Annotated in this window: 13 protein-coding genes; 1 reads left to right on the forward strand and 12 read right to left on the reverse strand. The window is 60.8% G+C overall.

Annotated elements, in window-relative coordinates:
* Positions 1-32 precede the first annotated feature (32 nt).
* The 11 genes from KW568_RS04800 to KW568_RS04850 form a co-directional block, all read right to left on the reverse strand.
* On the reverse strand, positions 33-1,439 hold the full coding sequence (locus KW568_RS04800) for an FAD-binding oxidoreductase (protein WP_004576000.1): 1,407 nt from the start codon (positions 1,437-1,439) through the stop codon (positions 33-35).
* A gap of 64 nt (positions 1,440-1,503) precedes the next feature.
* Complete coding sequence (locus tag KW568_RS04805) at positions 1,504-2,328, reverse strand: nuclear transport factor 2 family protein (RefSeq protein ID WP_177342686.1); 825 nt, start codon at positions 2,326-2,328, stop codon at positions 1,504-1,506.
* A gap of 417 nt (positions 2,329-2,745) precedes the next feature.
* Positions 2,746-2,940 carry a hypothetical protein gene (locus tag KW568_RS04810; protein WP_003248463.1) on the reverse strand — a complete coding sequence of 65 codons (195 nt, stop codon included), beginning with the start codon at positions 2,938-2,940 and terminating at the stop codon, positions 2,746-2,748.
* Positions 2,941-2,974: 34 nt separating this feature from the next.
* Entirely contained in the window at positions 2,975-3,538 is a 564-nt protein-coding gene (locus KW568_RS04815) for a hypothetical protein (RefSeq protein ID WP_003248461.1), read from the reverse strand.
* Positions 3,538-7,728: an RHS repeat-associated core domain-containing protein gene (locus tag KW568_RS04820; protein WP_259537797.1), complete on the reverse strand. Its 4,191-nt coding sequence runs from the start codon at positions 7,726-7,728 to the stop codon at positions 3,538-3,540. The genes KW568_RS04815 and KW568_RS04820 overlap by 1 nt, the downstream gene beginning before the upstream one ends.
* A gap of 466 nt (positions 7,729-8,194) precedes the next feature.
* On the reverse strand, positions 8,195-9,163 hold the full coding sequence (locus KW568_RS04825; protein ID WP_003255261.1) for a peptide ABC transporter ATP-binding protein: 969 nt from the start codon (positions 9,161-9,163) through the stop codon (positions 8,195-8,197).
* The gene (locus tag KW568_RS04830) at positions 9,163-10,131 is read right to left on the reverse strand and encodes an ABC transporter ATP-binding protein (RefSeq protein ID WP_004574958.1); all 969 of its coding nucleotides are present in this window, start codon (positions 10,129-10,131) and stop codon (positions 9,163-9,165) included. Before KW568_RS04830 ends, KW568_RS04825 begins: the two co-directional genes overlap by 1 nt.
* Before the next feature lie 10 nt (positions 10,132-10,141).
* Positions 10,142-11,068 carry an ABC transporter permease subunit gene (locus tag KW568_RS04835; RefSeq protein WP_003255259.1) on the reverse strand — a complete coding sequence of 309 codons (927 nt, stop codon included), beginning with the start codon at positions 11,066-11,068 and terminating at the stop codon, positions 10,142-10,144.
* Between the two features lie 10 nt (positions 11,069-11,078).
* Positions 11,079-12,089: an ABC transporter permease subunit gene (locus tag KW568_RS04840; protein WP_003255257.1), complete on the reverse strand. Its 1,011-nt coding sequence runs from the start codon at positions 12,087-12,089 to the stop codon at positions 11,079-11,081.
* Between the two features lie 91 nt (positions 12,090-12,180).
* Entirely contained in the window at positions 12,181-13,791 is a 1,611-nt protein-coding gene (locus KW568_RS04845) for an ABC transporter substrate-binding protein (RefSeq protein ID WP_033726404.1), read from the reverse strand.
* Between the two features lie 78 nt (positions 13,792-13,869).
* A complete protein-coding gene (locus KW568_RS04850; RefSeq protein WP_003255254.1) occupies positions 13,870-15,249 on the reverse strand; it encodes an OprD family porin in 1,380 nt (459 codons plus the stop codon).
* Positions 15,250-15,480: 231 nt separating this feature from the next.
* Here KW568_RS04850 and KW568_RS04855 point away from each other — a divergent pair.
* Positions 15,481-16,835, forward strand: a protein-coding gene (locus tag KW568_RS04855; RefSeq protein WP_085983016.1) for an IS3 family transposase whose coding sequence is annotated in 2 segments (ribosomal slippage) — positions 15,481-15,954 and positions 15,957-16,835 — 1,353 coding nt in all. Because the reading frame shifts where the segments join, the coding sequence is not laid out codon by codon here.
* Between the two features lie 76 nt (positions 16,836-16,911).
* Here the strand turns inward: KW568_RS04855 and KW568_RS04860 are convergent.
* Positions 16,912-18,504 (reverse strand): ABC transporter substrate-binding protein, encoded by a 1,593-nt coding sequence (locus KW568_RS04860; protein ID WP_004574404.1) that lies wholly within the window; start codon positions 18,502-18,504, stop codon positions 16,912-16,914.
* Positions 18,505-18,602: the final 98 nt, after the last annotated feature.

Here is an 18,602-nt window from a genome sequence, read left to right on the forward strand (position 1 = left end):
ACCGGTGGATCCTGTACGAGTGAAAAGGGAAGTCAGTGCATGAAGCCTTCCATGAAGTCCGCAACCGAGATGGCCAGGCGCCGCCTCCACGGCGCACTGGCGGGGTTGGCGAGGGTCCGGTCCTCATGGACGAAACTCTGGATGATCGCGTTGTAGCCCAGCCAGCGGCAGGGCTCGGGAGGCCAGCTGGCCAGGCTCGATAGCGGGCGGTTGTCGAGCACCCAGGGTTGCGCCGTCAGTTCGTTGCGCTGGTTGAGGATCAGCGCCGCCAGGGTGCGCCCACCCAGGTTGGTAGCCCCGACGCCTTCGCCGCCGTAGCCGCCGGCAAGGGCGATGCCGCGCTGGCGGTCGCAGAGCATGTGTGGGCGGAAGCGTCGCGCCATGCCGAGGTTGCCGCCCCAGGTATGAGTGATGCGTACCTGTTTGAGCTGCGGGAACAGTTCGCCGAACAGGTAGCGGCGCAGTTCGACTTCGTGTTCGTCGAGGTTGAAGTTCTCGCGCAGACGCCCACCGAAGCGGTAGCCACCGCGAGCACCGAAGACCAGGCGGTTGTCGGCGGTGCGCTGGCCGTAGGTGACCTGGCGGCTGCTTTCACTGAAGGCTTGGCCCTGGCTCAGGCCAATCTGCTCCCAGGTGGCCTCCGGCAGCGGCTCGGTGGCCACCAGCAGGCTCTGTACCGGCAATTGGTGTTTGCCCAGTGGCGGCAGGCTGGCGGCGTAACCCTCCACGGCAGGCACCATCCACTGGCAGCGAATCTGTGCCAGCGGGGTACGCACCTCGCTCGGCTGCCAGTCGATGGCCGGGGTGTTTTCGTAGATCGATACGCCCAGCGCCTCCACTGCCCGGGCAAGGCCGCGCACCAGCTTGGCTGGCTGGATGGTCGCCGTGTGCGGGCTGTAGATGGCTCCAAACGCATTGCTGACCCGTAACTGGTTACCCAGCTGCTCGGGGCTCAGCCAGCGGTAGTCGTCCTCGGTCATGCCTTGGCGATACAAGTCGTCGAGGTAGGCGCGCAGGCTGCGTTCCTGCTCCGGGTAGCGCGCCGCGCAATAAAGTACGCCGCCTTTGCGGTAGTCGCAGTCGATGCCTTCGCTTTGCAGCACGCGATGCACTTCATCCGGGATGCCGTGCAGCAGGTCGATGCTGGCGCGGCGCTTTTGCGGCGAGAGGGTGCCGAGCAGGCGGTCTTCGCCGAGCAGGTTGCCCATCAGCCAGCCCCCATTACGGCCGGAGGCGCCGAAGCCAGCGATTTGGGCTTCGATCACCGCGATGTTCAGCTGGGGTGCCTGGCGCTTGAGGTAGTACGCGGTCCAAAGGCCGGTATAGCCGGCACCGATGATGCACACGTCAACGTCGAGGTCATTGCGCAGTGCCGGGCGCGCGCACAGCGGCTCGTCGAGCTGGTCCATCCACAGGCTGAGCGTGCGCAGGGGTTGCATCGGGTTCGGCTCCACATCCGTCAAGGTCTGTGGGCGATGCTAGTGGTGTCAGTGGGCGGCTGTCTTACGTGCGTGCACGCAGGGAAATTTGCTTCAGGTAGGCCTTGGGCGTGAGCCCGGTGTGCTCACGGAAGCACTTGTAGAACGCCGACAGCGAGTTGAAGCCGGCACTGAAGGCCAGCTCGTCGATCGTCGCCTCGACGCTGTCGTCGCCGAGGCTGGCCATCAGGTGCTGCAGGCGTGCCTGGTTGACGTAGCGGTAGAAGCTTTGCCCCAGCACCTGGTTGAGCAGGTAGGAAATCTGGTTGCGGCTGTAGCCGCTGGCGTCGGCGACCTGTTGCAGGTCGAGCTCCGGGTCGAGGTAGGGGCGTTGACGCTGGAAGTAATGCTCCAGGTCCTGGGCCATGGTCGACAACTGCCGGGGCGACAGGCCCAGGCGGCTGGTGGCGGGGCGCGGACCGCTGTTGGCGTGGCCTGTGCCGTTCTGGCGGACCAGCGTGGCGTATTCGTTGACCCGCCAGATCAGCCCGTCCCTGACGGTGATCGCCTCGCTGGACTGGAACGCAACCAGGCCGTCGCCGCCCTGGACCGTGACCTGATACTGGATGAATGCGGTGCAGCCATCGACGCGGATGCGGTCGCTGTGGACGATGTCTTCGCCGGCTTCATGGGGCAGGCAGCCGCGTACGTAGTCGCGCAGTTCCTGATGGCCGAGCACGCGATTCTGGAAGAAGTCGTGGTACTGGATATCGGGGTGGTAGAGCGCCATGACACCGTCGAGGTCGCGATGCTTCCAGCAGAGGTGGTAGCGCAGCACGATTTCGGCGGTAAGCGGCGTTTGCTCGGGGCCGTCGGGGAGGGTGATGGCGATCATGGGTGGATAGTGCATTGCAGAACACCCAGGTGCAAGGGCGTGGATCCTGCATATTGCACGGTTTGCTCAGGCGGCTTGGAGGGTAAGCCTTTGATTCTTATGAATGTAGTTTTTTGATACAACTGGCATGGCGGCTGCACCTTTCTTGTCACCATCGAACAAGGAGAAAGGCCATGCGCTCGATACTGCTTTGGATGATTGGGGTGCCGATTCCGGTGATCATTCTGATCTGGTTCTTTATGCATTGAGATTTTGGGGGCCGCTTTGCGGCCCTTTTGCTACAACTCTTCGCTACAAAAGGCATGTGCAAGGTAGGCAGGCGCGAACATAGTCGAATCCCCAGATTTTGTAGGTTTGGAGAAAACCGCACCCACAGGTAACGTCGCAGAATGCCCTGGGCAAAGCCCTCAGTTATCTGGCCAGCAACTGGTACTAGGTGAGGGTTTCCACCGCTTTGTTGTTCGCCACCCGCTTGATGTCGGTCAGGCGACCCAGCGGGTTGTCGTAATTCAGGCGCACGTGGGTGCAGCCGGTGGCGCTGAAGTCGGTCAGTTTGCCGTCGGACGTTGTAGGCTTACCGCTGTTAAACTCAAGCGAACAACCAAGGTGACCCCGGGCACTTAGCATTAGTCATCCGAAAATGCCATTAGAAAATACAAGCTCACATATCATCCCGACCTTCAACAAAACAAATACCAATCACAGCCTTATCCTGAAGCGACTCAGCTGCCCGATTCGACACTACGATGCGCGACATGCTTTCCAATGCGCGAAAAATTGAATGAGTTGGTTCGATATCCTGCAGAACGATCCTACTGAATCTTTTAGGCCCGTCAGGCAATGATTTTATTAAGGGTTTATAAATGCACCTTTCCATATCAAAAGCGCTTTCTGATGCTAAATAGTTCACTGCGTAATAATCATTATACACATCACCATTGATCACAATACATGCAGGTACAAACTGAATCTCACCTTCAAGCCCCATACCAAGAAAAATATTGAAAAGCCTAGACGTTATAATGTCAGGCCCATCACTAAAAAGATAGTCATACTTCCTAAACGCACTCAAGCCGACCTTTTGCTTGAGTGAAAGCTGAACTGGCAAATCAGAACCCGAAATCAGTTTACACTCTTGAAAGCTCAAGTGATCTATGTTGGTCCCATGATCATAGGAAAGCCAATATTTTTCAGGATAATTATCCACAGGCTCAATCAGTTTCATTAACATGCCACCCCTCTAATTGAGTTTTTATTGAGTTTTATTTTGCCCTTGCGCAAGCCTTGACGATTTTCGCTAATAATATCTTCAACAGCTGCCTTATATTGGGCTTGTGTCCATTTTTCCTGACGCCCAATTTTCTCTACCTCATTCAAACTTGCTTTGACATCTCGACTATACCCCGGGTGAGATCCTCTGTGGACTGTTCGCGTAGGATGGAGCTCTTCATGCGTCGGGAGATAAATTATATTATTCAGCGCGTGTATATTCATGCCTGACGCTTTTAAAACAGGATGATCCACTAGCTGCTGTGGGATAATATGGTGTTTTTGGAACCCTTCGATGCCCGGCATGGTGTTATACGTTGCCAGCCCCATTGGGTCGAGCCAGAGAATAGGGCTAGGGGCATATAAATAAAGATTAAATCCTCCTTCAAGCCCAATTGGATCTTGCGTAACGAACCTCCCGCACTCCGGATCATAGTGCCTGAAAGTATTGTAGTGCAGACCTGATTCATCATCAAAGTACTGGCCTTGGAAGCGTATATTTTGCTCAATCTCATCGACTGCAAGATGTTCCAGTGCCCCCCATGACCGATAAGTCGCCTGCCAAACGATCTTGCCGTCGCTGTCCGTCAACTCCAACGGTGTACCAATCTGGTCAGTATGGAAGTAATAGACCTTCTGCCCTTCCCCTTCAACCTGATCAACCCGCGCCAACGGCGCATAGCTACCCGGCTCGTACAGGTACAGGATGCTCTGCCCTGGCGTTTCCTCCCGCAGCATCCTCAGCCCCTGCCAGAGGAAGCGCTTCTGCTCGACCTCGCCATTGATTTCAGCCTGCTTGGCTATTCGCCTCCCCAAGCTGTCGTAACGATACTCGCCTTGGCTTTCCAGCTTGCCATTGACCAACGTCTCCGCCCGCACCAGCCGGTTCTCGCAGTCATAGCTGAAGTGCTGCAGCTTGCTGTGCCCCGAGCGCTTCTCGATCTGGTTGCCCCACGGATCGTAGCGGTACTCCTGATCGCGCCACTGTTTGATCCGATTGTCCTTGACCTTGTCGAACTGCCGCGCATTGAAGTCCAGGCGGTTGGCTGCCGGGTCGTAGCGGAATTCCTCGCTGCCGATCAACGAGCCGGTATCACGACTGCGCAACTGGCCGTTGGCTTCGTATTCGTACTTGATCTCGCCGCGTAGCTTGTCGAGGGTACGCACCAGTTCACCCGCCGGGTCGTACTGATAACGGCGGTGGATCGGGTTGTAGGCGTGCTCGACCAGCAACGAGGTATTGATGCCGGTGTTGTGCACCTGCGAAAGCTTGTCGGCCGGCAAGGTCGAGGCAAACTGCCAGGCCTTGCGCCCCATGGCGTCATAACCGAAGCAACTGGTGAGCTTGCCTTGGGTCCGGTACACCTCGCGGTGCAGGTCGTCACGCTCCATGTCGCTGATCACCAACCCGTCCAGGTTCAGCTGGTGCAGGTGGCCGCTGCCGTAGTACAGGTGATTGACCTTGCGCCCATCCGGGAGGGTCAGCGTGGTCAGGTTGCTGAGCGGGTCGTACTCGTAGCCAAGCGTGCCGTCAGGGGTGATTTCTTTGGTCAGACGGCCGAGCAGATCGTAGGTGTATTCCAGCTTTTCTTCCGTGATCCCAAGCTGCTTGCCGATCCCGGTCGGTTGCCGCTCGATGCTCAGCAACCGGTCACCGTCGTCGTATGCGAATGTCTGGCTCGCATCACGGTTGATCTTGGCAACCAAACGCCCAATGGCATCACGCTCGAACAGCGTATGGCGCTCCGGCCGTTCGGCATTCTCGCCATAGCCAATCTCATCCAGTCGTGTGAGATGGCCACCGACGTCGTAGCTGAAACGCCGGGTCAGGTTATCCACCCGCACTTCTTCGCTCAGCCGGTCCGAAGCGTCGTAGGCAAAGCTGTACGTGGCGTTGTTCTCGTTGACCAGCGCGGTCAGGCGAATGGCCTTGTCGTACTCGTAGCGAACCCGCTGGCCCTTGGCATCCTGGCGGCTGCTCGGCAGGCCGCGGGCGGTGCGCATCAGGCGAGTGGTCTGGCCCTTGCCGTCGGTGTGGCTGAGCACCTGACCGTATACGTTGTAGGTGAAGCTTTCCGTGGTGCCGTCCGGGTGGCTGATGCGCAGCACTTCGCCGTGGGGCTTGCGCGCCAGCGTGGTGGTCTGGTTTAGCGCATCGGTCACCGCCACCAGGTGCTGGCGTTCGTCATAGCGGTAGTACGTACTCTTGCCCGAGCAGTCCTGGTAGCGCTCGACCTGGGCCAGGGTGTTCCACCACAGGTACTTGGACTTGTAGGTCGCATCGATGATGGTGTGCGGCAGGCCGTCATCGCTGTTCAGGTACTCGGTCATCTGGCCGAGGGCATCGAATTCGGCGAGCAGGTTGCCCTTGTCGTCGTAACGCGCTCGCCAAGTGCTGCCATCCGGGTAGCTAACCTGGGTCACCAGTGTGGTCAGGTGGTGATATTCGTAGGTGGTCTTGCGGCCCAGCGGATCGGTCTCTTCTAGCAAGCGGGAGAATTCGTCGTACTTGAATTGCAGGCGGTTACCGTCCGGCAAGGTCAGACCGACCATATTGCCGTGTTCGTCCAGCTCGATGGCGTAACGCTCGCCGCCATAGTCGCGGCTGGCGACCACGCGGTGGTCGGCGTTGTACCGTACTTCCAGCTCGCGGCCGAGCACGTCGGTGGCCCAGCTAGTGCGGCTATCGAGGTCGTAGCGGAAGTGGTAGTGCTCGCCGTCGCTGGTCCAGTGTTCGACCACACGTGGCTTGTCGCCCAGGGTTTGCCAACGGTAGTGGCAGCCCAGCCCCAGCGCGTTGCTGTGGGTCACCATCAGGCCGTCGGCGTAGCTGAAGCTGCGCACGGTGTCGCCGTTGCGGTTGATCACCGTGCTCAGCTGGCCGTGTTCGTCGTAGCGGTACTGGGTAAGCGTTTCCACCGCTTCGTTGTTCACCACGCGCTTGATGTCGGTCAGGCGACCCAGCGGGTTGTCGTAGTGCAGGTGTACGCGGGTGCCGCCGGTGGCGCTGATGTCGGTCAGTGTGCCGTCGGGCGTGCGGGTGAAGTGCAGGAAGTGGCCGAGGACGTTCTCGATACGCTGCAGCGGCACTTCGGTGTTGGTGTCTGGCACTTCGCCAAAGTAGAAGAACAGGTTGTCGAGGGTCTGCAGGATGTAGTGGCCGCCCTCGGTGCACACCAGGTACACCTGCTCGTGCGGGTTGTAGATGCGCTGCCCCGGTTGCAGGGTCACGAACGGGACTTCGCGGCCCTGGTTGTCGGTGAGGTAGATGAATGCCCCCTGGCGGCGCAGGCTCTGCTCCCAGGGCAGCACCCAGCCGCGGCCGAGTACGCTGTCGACCGTCAGGTCGCTGGCGTAGAAGCGCGACCACTCGATCGGCATCAGGCCCGGCAGGCTGAAGTCGATTTCATCGGGGATCAGCTTGCGGCCCGTCGTGAGGTCGACGGGGTTGCCGACCAGGCCGCCGATAGCCTTGCGGGCCACGGGTTCGACCACGTAACGGCTGGCCACCTCACCGGCGACGAAGCCGGCCGTGAACTTCAGCGCGCAAGGCATGACGGCTTTCATGCCGGCCTGGGTACCCGCCTTGATCAGCTGGGCGATACCGCCTGCGGCACCGGCGATGGCCATCAGCACATCCACGGTGGTGCGCAGCCACTCCGGGACTTCATCGTCCACGGGCAGGTAACGGTAGGTGCCGCCGCCGATGATGACGTTGTCCGAACCACCGGAAATGGTGGCGCCGCAGGTCAGCTTGTCGCCCTTGCGCGCGGCGGCGACGCTGTTGATGAAGACGTTGGTCGAGCCTTCGGCAATCTGCACCGGCCCTGGGTGCTTGTCGCAGGCACCGATGCTTTTTTCGACGCGGGCGGCCTTGCGGCTGTTGATGAACACGTTGGGTGAGGCAGTGGTTATCGTCCCTGAGGGGGACGAGAACATACTGCCTATCGCCTCTCCGGCGGCAGTCAGCAAGCTGCCCCCGATGCCGGCTGCGAGGCCGGCCAGCAAGGCCACGCCGAACCCGCAGGTGAACGTGGCGATGGCCACCGTGGCCACCAGCGCAATCCCCAGGGCGGCCCCGATCAGGAAGCCCCCCAGCGCGCTGGTGTGCGATATCTCGTCGCCGAACCTGGCCGCTTCGAACATGAGGGGTTACTCCTGTTCGCCAGATACGGGACAACGTGCGACCCGGTCGAGTCGATCCATGATCATGGGCATCTCCCTGAAATGCACGGTGAGCGTTTCAATCCAATTGCCGTGTAATCTTCCGTGAAAGGTGTCAAGTAAATAGACCCGTGCGCCGCTCTGTCAACGATGCGAAAGCCAAGTATGGTAAGGGTTATGCGCGGTTTAGCGTGGTGTCATAGAGCCACGTCCCGGGAGTTTTCTGGGTTGTAGAGAGGGGAGGGGCTTTGCGCACGAAGTCTGTATTTTTTTGAGTTTCAGAGGCGCCTGTCAGAAAAGTCGTAGTTGTTGGAGGAGTTGCACTCAGCTCAGTAATGCATCATTCCTTATCAGCGTTTCGATGAAGGGGACCGAAGCCTGGAGCAGTTCACACTACCCCGGCAGCCTCATCGGCTTTCTCGTCCCCTTCGCGTATCACCTCACAAGATTAGAGAAATTGCTCGGCATAGTGACAAGCCACCTGCCGCGTACTCACCTGCCTCAGCGCCGGCACCTCCTTGGCACACCGCTCGGTCGCATACGGGCAGCGTTTGTGGAACGCACACCCATCCGGCGGGTTCAGCGGGTTGGGCAGCTCCCCGACGATACGAATCTTCGGCTTCAACGGATCTGGATGAATCGCCGGTGTCGCCGACAGCAGCGCCTGGGTATAGGGATGCAGCGGCTTGTTGTAGATGTCCTCCTTCGGCCCCATTTCTGCCGGCCGCCCCAGGTACATCACCAGTACCTGATCCGCCACATGCCGCACCACCGCCAGGTTGTGCGAGATGAACACGTAGGCAGTGTTGAACTCCTTCTGCAGATCCATGAACAGGTTCAGCACCTGCGCCTGAATCGACACGTCCAGCGCGGAGGTCGGTTCGTCGGCCACCAGCACCTTGGGTTGCAGCATCATCGCCCGGGCCAGGGCGATACGCTGGCGCTGGCCGCCAGAGAACATGTGAGGGTAGCGCTGGTAGTGCTCGGGGCGCAGGCCGACCTGCTCCATCATCTTCTGCACTTTGTCGCGGCGCTCGGCCTTGCTCAGCGAGGTGTTGATCAGCAGCGGTTCGGCCAGTTGGTCACCGATCTTCTGCCGTGGGTTGAGCGAGGCGTAGGGGCTCTGGAACACCATCTGCACATCGCGGCGCAGTTGTTTGCGCTCTGCCTTGCTGGCGCCCTTCACCTCAGTGCCGGCAATTTGCAGCGAGCCGGACGACGGCTCTTCGATCAGGGTCAGGGCGCGGGCCAGGGTCGACTTGCCGCAGCCCGACTCGCCGACCACGGCCAGGGTCTTGCCGGCCTCCAGTTCGAACGACACGCCATTGAGCGCGCGCACCAGCGCATGGCCCTTGAACAGCCCGCGGGAGACTTCGTAGTGCCGGGTCAGCTCCCGGGCAGATAGAACGACGGCCATCACGCCACCTCCTGGTTCAGCGGGTAGAAGCAACGCACCAGGCTGTGGGCCTGTGGGTCGAGGGGCGGGCGCTGGCGCCGGCAATTGTCCTGTACATAGGGGCAGCGTGGTGACAGCAGGCAGCCGACCGGGCGGTCGTAGCGGCCGGGGACGATGCCAGGCAGTGTGGCCAGGCGCTCGGCGCCAATGCTGTGCTCGGGGATCGCGGCGAGCAGGGCTTCGCTGTAAGGGTGGGCGGGCACATCGAACAGTTCTGGCACCTGGCCCACTTCCACGGCTTGGCCGGCGTACATCACGCACACCCGCCTGGCGGTTTCGGCGACCACGGCGAGGTCGTGGGTGATCAGGATGAGCGCCATGTTGCGCTCCTTCTGCAGGTTGACCAGCAGTTCCATGATCTGTGCCTGGATGGTCACGTCGAGGGCCGTGGTCGGTTCGTCGGCGATCAGCAGCTTGGGCTCGCCGGCAATGGCCATGGCGATCGCCACACGTTGGCTCATGCCGCCTGACAGCTGGTGCGGGTAAGCGTCCAGGCGGCTTTCGGCGGCCGGAATCTCGACCTTCTTCAAGAGCTCCAGAGCACGCTGGCGGGCAGCCTTGCCCTTGAGGCCCAAGTGCTGGCGCAGCACTTCCTCTATCTGGAAGCCCACGGTGTAGCTGGGGTTGAGCGCGGTCATCGGGTCCTGGAAGACCATGGCGATGTCCTTGCCCACCACCTTGCGCCGCTGACGGCCGCTGAGCTTGAGCATGTCGGTGCCGTCGAAGGTGAGGGCGTCGGCGGTGATGCGCCCGGGCGCATCGATCAGGCCCATCAGGGCCATCATGGTGACCGACTTGCCCGAGCCAGACTCGCCGACGATGGCCAGGATTTCGCCGGCATCCACCGCCAGGTCCAGGCCATCGACCACCGGTACCGCATTGGCGTCGCCGAAGCGCACGTTGAGGTTGTTGATATGCAACAGTGACATGGCGTTCTCCTCAGGCGGCGTTCTTGAGTTTCGGGTCCAGCGCATCGCGCAGGCCGTCGCCCATCAGGTTGATTGCCAGCACACTGAGCAGAATGGTCAGGCCGGGCAGGCTTACCACCCACCAGGCGCGCTCGATGTAGTCTCGGGCCGAAGCCAGCATGGTGCCCCACTCGGGGGTTGGCGGCTGTACGCCGAGGCCGAGGAAGCCCAGTGCGGCGGCGTCAAGGATGGCCGAGGAGAAGCTGAGCGTGGCCTGCACGATCAGCGGTGCCATGCAGTTGGGCAGCACGGTGACGAACATCAGTCGGGGCAAGCCGGCGCCGGCCAGGCGGGCAGCGGTGACGTAGTCGCGGTTCAGTTCGCCCATCACCGCGGCGCGGGTCAGGCGCACGTAGGACGGCAGGGAAACGATGGCGATGGCGATCACGGTGTTGATCAGGCCAGGGCCGAGGATGGCGACGATGGCCACGGCCAGCAGCAGTGACGGCAGCGCCAGCATCACGTCCATCAGGCGCATGATCGACGGGCCGAGCAACTGCGGGAAAAAGCCGGCCAGCAGGCCAAGGAGAATGCCCGGGATCAGTGACATCACCACTGACGACAGGCCGATCAGCAGCGACAGCCGTGCACCTTGAATCAGCCGCGAAAGCAGATCACGGCCCAGTTCGTCGGTGCCCAGGATGAACTGCCAGGTGCCGCCTTCCAGCCACACCGGCGGGGTCAGCAGGAAGTCGCGGTACTGCTCGCTCGGGTCATGCGGGGCGACCCAAGGCGCGAACAGCGCGCAGAACACCACCAGGCACATGAAGGCCAGGCCCATCACCGCGCCCTTGTTGCGCGCGAAGGCTTGCCAGAATTCTTTGTACGGGGAGGGGTAGAGCAGGCTCTGGTCCACCGGGCTGGCCGGTGACACGGATTTTGTAATCGGGCTAGTCATGGCAAGGGCCTCAGCGCTGATGACGGATGCGTGGGTTGGCCAGGCCGTAGAGGATGTCCACGACGAAGTTGACCAGAATCACCAGGCAGGCGATCAACAGGATGCCGTTCTGGACCACGGGGTAGTCACGGGCACCGATGGCTTCGATCAGCCATTTGCCGATGCCCGGCCAGGAAAAGATGGTTTCGGTCAGCACCGCCCCGGCCAGCAGCGTGCCGACCTGCAGGCCGAACACCGTCAGCACCGGGATCAAGGCATTGCGCAGGCCATGGACGAACACCACACGGGCCGGCGACAGGCCTTTGGCGCGGGCGGTGCGGATGTAGTCTTCGCGCAGTACTTCGAGCATCGACGAGCGGGTCATGCGGGCGATCACCGCCAGCGGGATGGTGCCGAGCACGATGGCCGGCAGGATCAGGTGCATCACAGCGTCCTTGAACGCGCCTTCTTCATCGCTGAGCAGGGTGTCGATAAGCATGAAGCCGGTTTTCGGCTCGATGTCGTAGAGCAGGTCGATGCGCCCGGATACCGGGGTCCAGCCAAGGCTCACGGAGAAGAACATGATCAGGATCAGGCCCCACCAGAAAATCGGCATCGAGTAGCCGGCCAGTGATATGCCCATGACCCCGTGGTCGAACAGCGAACCGCGCTTGAGTGCGGCGATTACACCGGCCAGCAGGCCGACGACGCCGGCGAACAGCAGGGCGGCGAAGGCCAGTTCCAGGGTGGCCGGGAACAGGGTGAGGAACTCGCGCCACACGCTTTCGCGGGTGCGCAGCGATTCGCCAAGGTCACCCTGGGCAAGTTTGCCGACGTAGTCCAGGTACTGGACCGGCAGTGGCTTGTTCAGGCCCAGGCGTTCCATGGCCTGGGCATGCATTTCGGGGTCGACCCTGCGCTCGCCCATCATCACTTCCACCGGGTCGCCGGGGATCAGGCGTATGAGCGCGAAGGTCAGCAAGGTGATGCCGAAAAAGGTCGGTATCAGCAGGCCAAGGCGCCGGGCAATAAAACTCAACATTGTCGGGGTTACCTCATCAGGCCGTGGGGCGATCAGCCCGGTACGGCAGTGCCGCCGGTCCCCGTGTGGGTGGCCGGCGGTCGTTGTTGTTCTACTTCACCTTGGTCGTGGCGAAGTTATTGTTGGTCAGAGGGCTGATCACGTAGCCCTCCACGTTGTCACGCATGGCCGTGAACACCTTGGGGTGGGCCATGCTGATCCAGGGTTGGTCGTCATCGTACACCTTCAATGCCTCGCTATAGAGCCTTGCGCGCTCGTCGTTGTCGATCACCTCGCGGGCACGGGTGATCAGTTCCTGGAATTTCGAGTTGCACCAGCGCGCGTAGTTCTCACCGTTTTTGGCGGCCTCGCAACTGAGCAACGGGCCAAGGAAATTGTCCGGGTCGCCGTTGTCGCCTGCCCAGCCGGTGGACACCAGGTCGGCTTCGCCCTGCTTGGCGCGGCGCAGCATCTCGGCCCATTCCATCACGCGAATATCCAGCTTCAGGCCGATCTGCTTGAGGTCGGCTTGCAGCATTTCGGCGGACAGGCGCGGGTTAGGGTTGGTCATGCCGCCGCCGTTGCGGGTGAACAGGGTGATTACCGTGCCCTCGGGTACACCGGCCTGCCTGAGCAAGGCGCGGGCTTTATCGAGGTCGCGCGGTGGGTTCTGGTTGTGGGTGTTGTAGCCGATCATGGTGGGTGGGTAGGGGTTTACACCCACCAGTGCGTTGCCTTTGCCAAACAGTTGGTCGACATGGGTCTGGCGGTCGAAGGCCATGTTGATGGCTTTACGCACGCGCACGTCGTTGAGGTATTTGTGCTGGGTATTCATGGCGATGTAGCCGGTGACCAACGCTTCGGTCTCTGCGACCTTGAGCCTGGCGTCGGCCTTTATCGACGGCACGTCCTCGGGTTTGGGGTACAACGCCACCTGGCACTCGTTGGCGCGCAGTTTCTGCAGGCGCACGTTGCTATCGGTAGCGATGGCGAATATCAGGGCGTCGGCTGGCGGCTTGCCGCGAAAGTAATCCGGGTTAGGTTTGAAGCGGACCTGCGCATCCTTGTTGTAGCGCTGGAAGATGAACGGGCCGGTGCCGATCGGCTTGCTGTTCAGCGCTGCGGTCTTGCCGGCCTTGAGCAACTGGTCGCCGTATTCGGCGGAGTAGATCGAGGTGAACCCCATCGCCATGTCCCGCAGGAACGGCGCTTCCGGGCGGGTGAGTGTGATCACCACCGTGTGGTCGTCGGTTTTGTCCACCGACTTGAGCAGTTGCTTGAAGGCCATGCTTTCGAAGTACGGGTAGCCGACGCTGGTCTTGTCGTGCCATGGATGGGCGGGGTCGAGCTGGCGGCGCAGGCTCCACAGCACATCGTCGGCGTTGAATTCACGGGTAGGGGTGAAGTACTCGGTGCTGTGGAACTTCACCCCCTGGCGCAGGTGAAACGTGTAGGTCAGGCCGTCGGCTGAAATGTCCCAACGCTCGGCCAGGGCCGGCTGGATATCGGTGGTGCCGGGCTTGAAGTCGACCAGGCGGTTGAACAGCGTTTCGGACGCGGCATCGAAAGTGACCCCAGTGGTGTACTGAACCACGTCGAACCCTTCCGGGCTGGCTTCGGTACACACCACCAGCGGCTTGGCGGCCAGATGCGTGGCGCTGCCCAGTATCAGCGCTGCCAGGGTAAGGCGCAGCACTGGCGTTTTCCTGAAAGCTATCTGCATAGGTTGAAGTCTCCCTGCGTGCATTGATTCCAGCGTAGCTGCCACGGCCCGCAGCGAAACAGGCCGTGGCGCCCGCGCTCAGAGAATGTTGAACGGAATGGTGGTGACCACGCGGAACTCATCCAGGCTGCCATCGCCCTGGGCCTTGCTGGCGCGATGGGTGGTGTAGGTGGCGCGTATGCTGGTGTCTTTCAGCGGCCCGCTCTGCAGCGCGTAGCTGGTGCCGATACCCCACTCATAGTGGGTTTCGCCATCCAGGCCATTCACGTCGTAGGCAGTGCCGCGGTAGTGAGTGCCGTCGATACCCCAGCCGCGGGCGTTGTACAGGTTGAACTTCAGGCCAGGCACGCCATAGGGCGCCATGTTCAGCACATAGGAAATCTGCAGCGATTTCTCGTTGGGGCCGTTGAAGTCCGACAGCAGCGAGTTGGCCAGGAAGATGCCGTTGGTTTCGTGCAGGTAGTCGAAGTACTCATTGCCGTTGACCTGCTGCCAGGAGGCGCTGAGGGTGTGGGCCTGATGGGTCAGGCCCAGTGACAGGCTGTAGGTGTCGTTGTCGATCTTGCCCATTTTCTGGCTGCCGGCGTCGACGGTCTTGTAGTAGTTCAGGCCGGTGCTCAGGCTGAGCACTGCGCTGTCGCCGAGCACATGGTTGGCGCCGAAGTAGTACTGGTTCCAGAAGTCGTCGACCTTGGTGGCGTACAGGCTGGTACTCAGGCTCTTGAATGGCTGGTAGTTGATGCCGGCGGTGCTGGCACGGTCGGTTTCCACGCCGGTGGCGCTGTACTCGCTGCGGAACTTGCTGAGGCTCTGTTCGGTACGTGGCGAGACGCGGTCGAAGGTGCCCAGGTCGAGGCTGAGGTTGTCGAATTCAGCGCTGTGCAGGAACGCGCCCTGGAAGCTCGAGGGCAGGGCGCGGTTGCCGATGTAGGCGATCATCGGCGTGTCCACCGACTGGCGGCCAAGGGTAAGGGTGGTGTTGGACACGCGCGCCTTGATATTGCCCAGGCCCAGTTTGCTCCACTGGCCGACGGGGTCGCCATCGCTGTGGGTGAGGGTGCGGTTGTTGGGGCCGGCAATGGCTTCGCGGCTCTGCTGCAGGGCGATGGCGTTGTAGCCGGCAGCCTCGACGGCGAAGCCCACGGTGCCCTGGGTGAAGCCGGAGCTGTAATTGAGGATGGTGCCCTGGACCCAGTTTTCACGGCTGTGGGTGTCGTGGCGGGTGCCGTCGTTCTTGTAGTACTTCCACAGCGGCGCGCGTGCGGCACGTTCGCGGGCATACCAGTTGCGGGTGCTGCCGGACAGGCTTTGGCCGTCGATGAAGCCGCTGGCTTGCGCTTGCTCGCTGCTGCTTTTGAGGGTGAGCGGGAGGTAGTCCTGGCTCTGCGGATCTGCCTGGGCCACCGTGGAAAAGGCACCGATGGATAACGCCAGTGCGGTCAAGGTGAATACTTTCAAGGTTAAAGCTCCCTTTCTTTTCTAGTTATGGCCGGCCTTGTGGGCCGGGTGATTGCTGCGGTGTTGCCAGGGGTGCCGCGGGATCGCCGGGCAGAATCGGGGCGTTGTGTTGGCCGTTCTGGCCTCGTCGCGGGCAAGCTCGCTCCCACAGGTAGGGCGCAGTGTCCGAACCTGTCGAGATCCTGGACTGCCCCCAAGAAGTTGGACACCAATCCAACCCTTGGGGGATCTATGGGTAAGTACACCGAGCAATTCAAGCTCACAGCGATCACAGCCTACCTGGATGGCAGCAACGGTTTCCGAAAGGTGGCTCAACACTTAGGTATCGATTTCAGCCTGCTTCGACGCTGGGTGGCCAGTTATCAGGCCAATAATGGCATTGGTCCAGGCTCGCATGGGCGGCGCTATACCAGTGATTTCAAACAGCAGGTGCTTAGCTATATGCACGAGCATCGGCTTTCGCTGCGCCAGACCGCTGCCCACTTTGGTCTTGGGCAGTCTTCTCAGATAGGCATTTGGCAGCGGCAGTACTACAGTGGCAGTCCTGCACCCTCTACTGCCATCAAGCCAAGAAAGCCAATCGACGTGTCGAAGAAGATCAAGCCTGCCAAACCCACCGATACCAATGATGATCAGAAGTCTCGAGATCAGCTGATGGCTGAACTTGAGTACCTGCGCATGGAGAATGCTGTCCTAAAGGAGCTCAAGGCTCTGCGCGAGGAAAAGGAACGAACACGCGGGAAAAAGTCCTGATCGTTTCCAAACTCAAGCGCAGGTTTCCTTTGCCTGACCTCCTTCAACTGGTCGAGCTGGCGCGCAGCACCTTCTACTACCAGCTCAAAGCTCAGCAGAAGCCAGATCGGCATGCTGAGCTCAAGGCATTGGTGCATCGCGTCTACCACGAGCAGAAAGGGCTTTATGGTTATCGCCGTATCGCACTCGTAATCAGGAAGGAAAAGCGGGTGAACAAGAAGGTCATTGAACGGCTGATGGCTGAGCAGGGATTGAAATCAGTAGTGCGCCCCAAGAAATATCGCTCCTATCGAGGTACCGTCGGTAAAGTGGCAGCGAATGTACTGGAGCGAAATTTTATCGCTCAACGCCCAAACCAAAAGTGGGTGACTGACGTAACCGAGTTCAAAGTAGCTCAACAGAAGCTCTATCTGTCGCCCGTGATGGATTTGTACAACGGCGAAATCGTGGCCTACGAAATGGCCAGCCGCCCGTGCTATAGCCTGGTTGGGAACATGCTTGGCAAAGCGCTCGATTGCCTGGGAGAGAAACCGAAGCTCGTGCTGCATTCGGATCAGGGATGGCATTACCAGCAGGCGCAATACCGCCGTAAGCTAAGCGAATGTGGGGTAAAGCAGAGCATGTCTCGAAAAGGCAATTGCCTGGACAACGCGGCCATGGAAAGCTTCTTCGGCACGCTCAAGTCTGAGTTTTTCTACCTGAAGCGTTTCGAGAGCATTGATGAGCTGAGAGCGGGTCTGGATGAGTACATTCACTACTACAACCATGATCGCATCAAGCTGAGGCTCAATGGCCTGAGCCCTGTGGAGTACAGGGCTCAGGCTGCAGCTTAAAACTGTCCAACTTTTGGGGGGCAGTCCATCCTGTGGGAGCGGGCTTGCCCGCGAAGAGGCCGGTACTGGCTAACGCTTAATCAACACTCACACCGGAAAAATCATTGCGCCCAAACGGGCTGACCTTGAACTGGGAAACCTTGACGCTAAGCGGCTGGCTCACGGTGGAATGCGCCACCGGCGTAATCGGTACCTGCTGCTTTAGCCGCTGCTGGGCCTGCTGGTACAGGGCGGTGCGTTGCGTACGGTCGGTCACTTGCTTGGCCTGCTTGACCAGGCTGTCGTACTGCGGGTCGCACCACTGCGAGTAGTTGTTGCTGCCGATGGCATCGCAGCTGTAGAGGGTGCCCAGCCAGTTGTCCGGGTCGCCGTTGTCACCGGTCCAGCCGATCAGGGCGATGTCGTGCTCACCGTTTTTCATGCGCTTGAGGTATTCGCCCCATTCGTAGCTGACGATGCGCACCTTGAAACCGAGTTTGCTCCAGTCGGCCTGGAGCATTTCGGCCATCAGCTTGGCATTGGGGTTGTACGGGCGTTGCACCGGCATGGCCCACAGGGTGACCTCGGTGCCAGGTTTGACACCGGCCTGCTGGAGCAGCTGTCTGGCCTTTTCGGGCGCGTACGGGGCGTCCTTGATGCTGTCGTCATAGGACCACTGGGTTGGTGGCATGGCGTTGACCGCCCGTTGGCCGGCGTCCTGATACACCGCCTGGAGGATGGCTTTCTTGTTGACCGCCATGTCCATTGCCTGGCGCACTTCCAGGCGGTCGAATGGCGGGTGCCGGGTGTTGTAGGCGATGTAGCCGAGGTTGAAGCCTGGTTGCTGGAGCACCTGCAGCGTGCTGTCGGCCTTGAGCGCCGGCAGGTCAGCCGGGCGGGGGTGCAGGGTGACCTGGCATTCGTTGCGGCGCAGCTTCTGGATGCGCACCGACGGGTCGGTATTGATCGAGAACACCAGGTTGTCGATCTTCACCTCGTTCGCTGCCCAATAGTCCTTGTTGCCCTTGTAGCGGATCTGCGAATCCTTCTGGTAGCGCTGGAACACGAACGGCCCGGTACCGATAGGCTGCTGATTGATGTCGCTGGGGCGTCCACTGGCCAGTAGCTGTTCGGCGTATTCAGCGGAGAGGATGGAGGCGAAACTCATGGCCAGGTTCTGGACGAACGCGGCATCGACGGTGTTCAGGGTGAACACCACGGTCAATGGGTCGGTCTTCTCGACGCGGGCGATGTTCTTGTCCAGGCCCATGCCGTTGAAATAGGGAAACTCGGTAGGGTAGGCCTGACGGAACCGATGCCCCTTGTCGAGCATGCGGTTGAAGGTGAACAGCACATCGTCGGCGTTGAACGTGCGGCTCGGGCTGAAGGCCTTGTTGCTGTGGAACTTGACCCCTTCACGCAGGTGGAAGGTGTAGCGCAGGCCGTCGTCGGACACCTCCCAGTGCGTCGCCAGGGCCGGGTGCACGGCGGTGCCGCCACGTTCGAACTCGACCAGGCGGTTGTAGATGGGTTCGGCGGCGTCGTTGTCGGTGGCGCTGGTGTACTGGGCGGTGTCGAAGCCAGCTGGGCTGCCCTCGGAGCAGAACACCAGATTGTTGGCCAAAAGGGCCGGGGATTGGCTGATCAGGCCCAGGGCCAGCAGGGTCGAAAGGCGTTTGGCGTGGCGCATGGCAGTTCCTTTTTCATCTGTTTGCGCCGCCTCGGGGTGCGAATGGCGGCAACAGTTAGCCGACCCCGCAGCGGATAGCCGCAGGACGACATGAAAGG

The sequence above is a fragment of the Pseudomonas sp. HD6515 genome (assembly GCF_024971855.1).
Classification (GTDB): domain Bacteria; phylum Pseudomonadota; class Gammaproteobacteria; order Pseudomonadales; family Pseudomonadaceae; genus Aquipseudomonas; species Aquipseudomonas alloputida.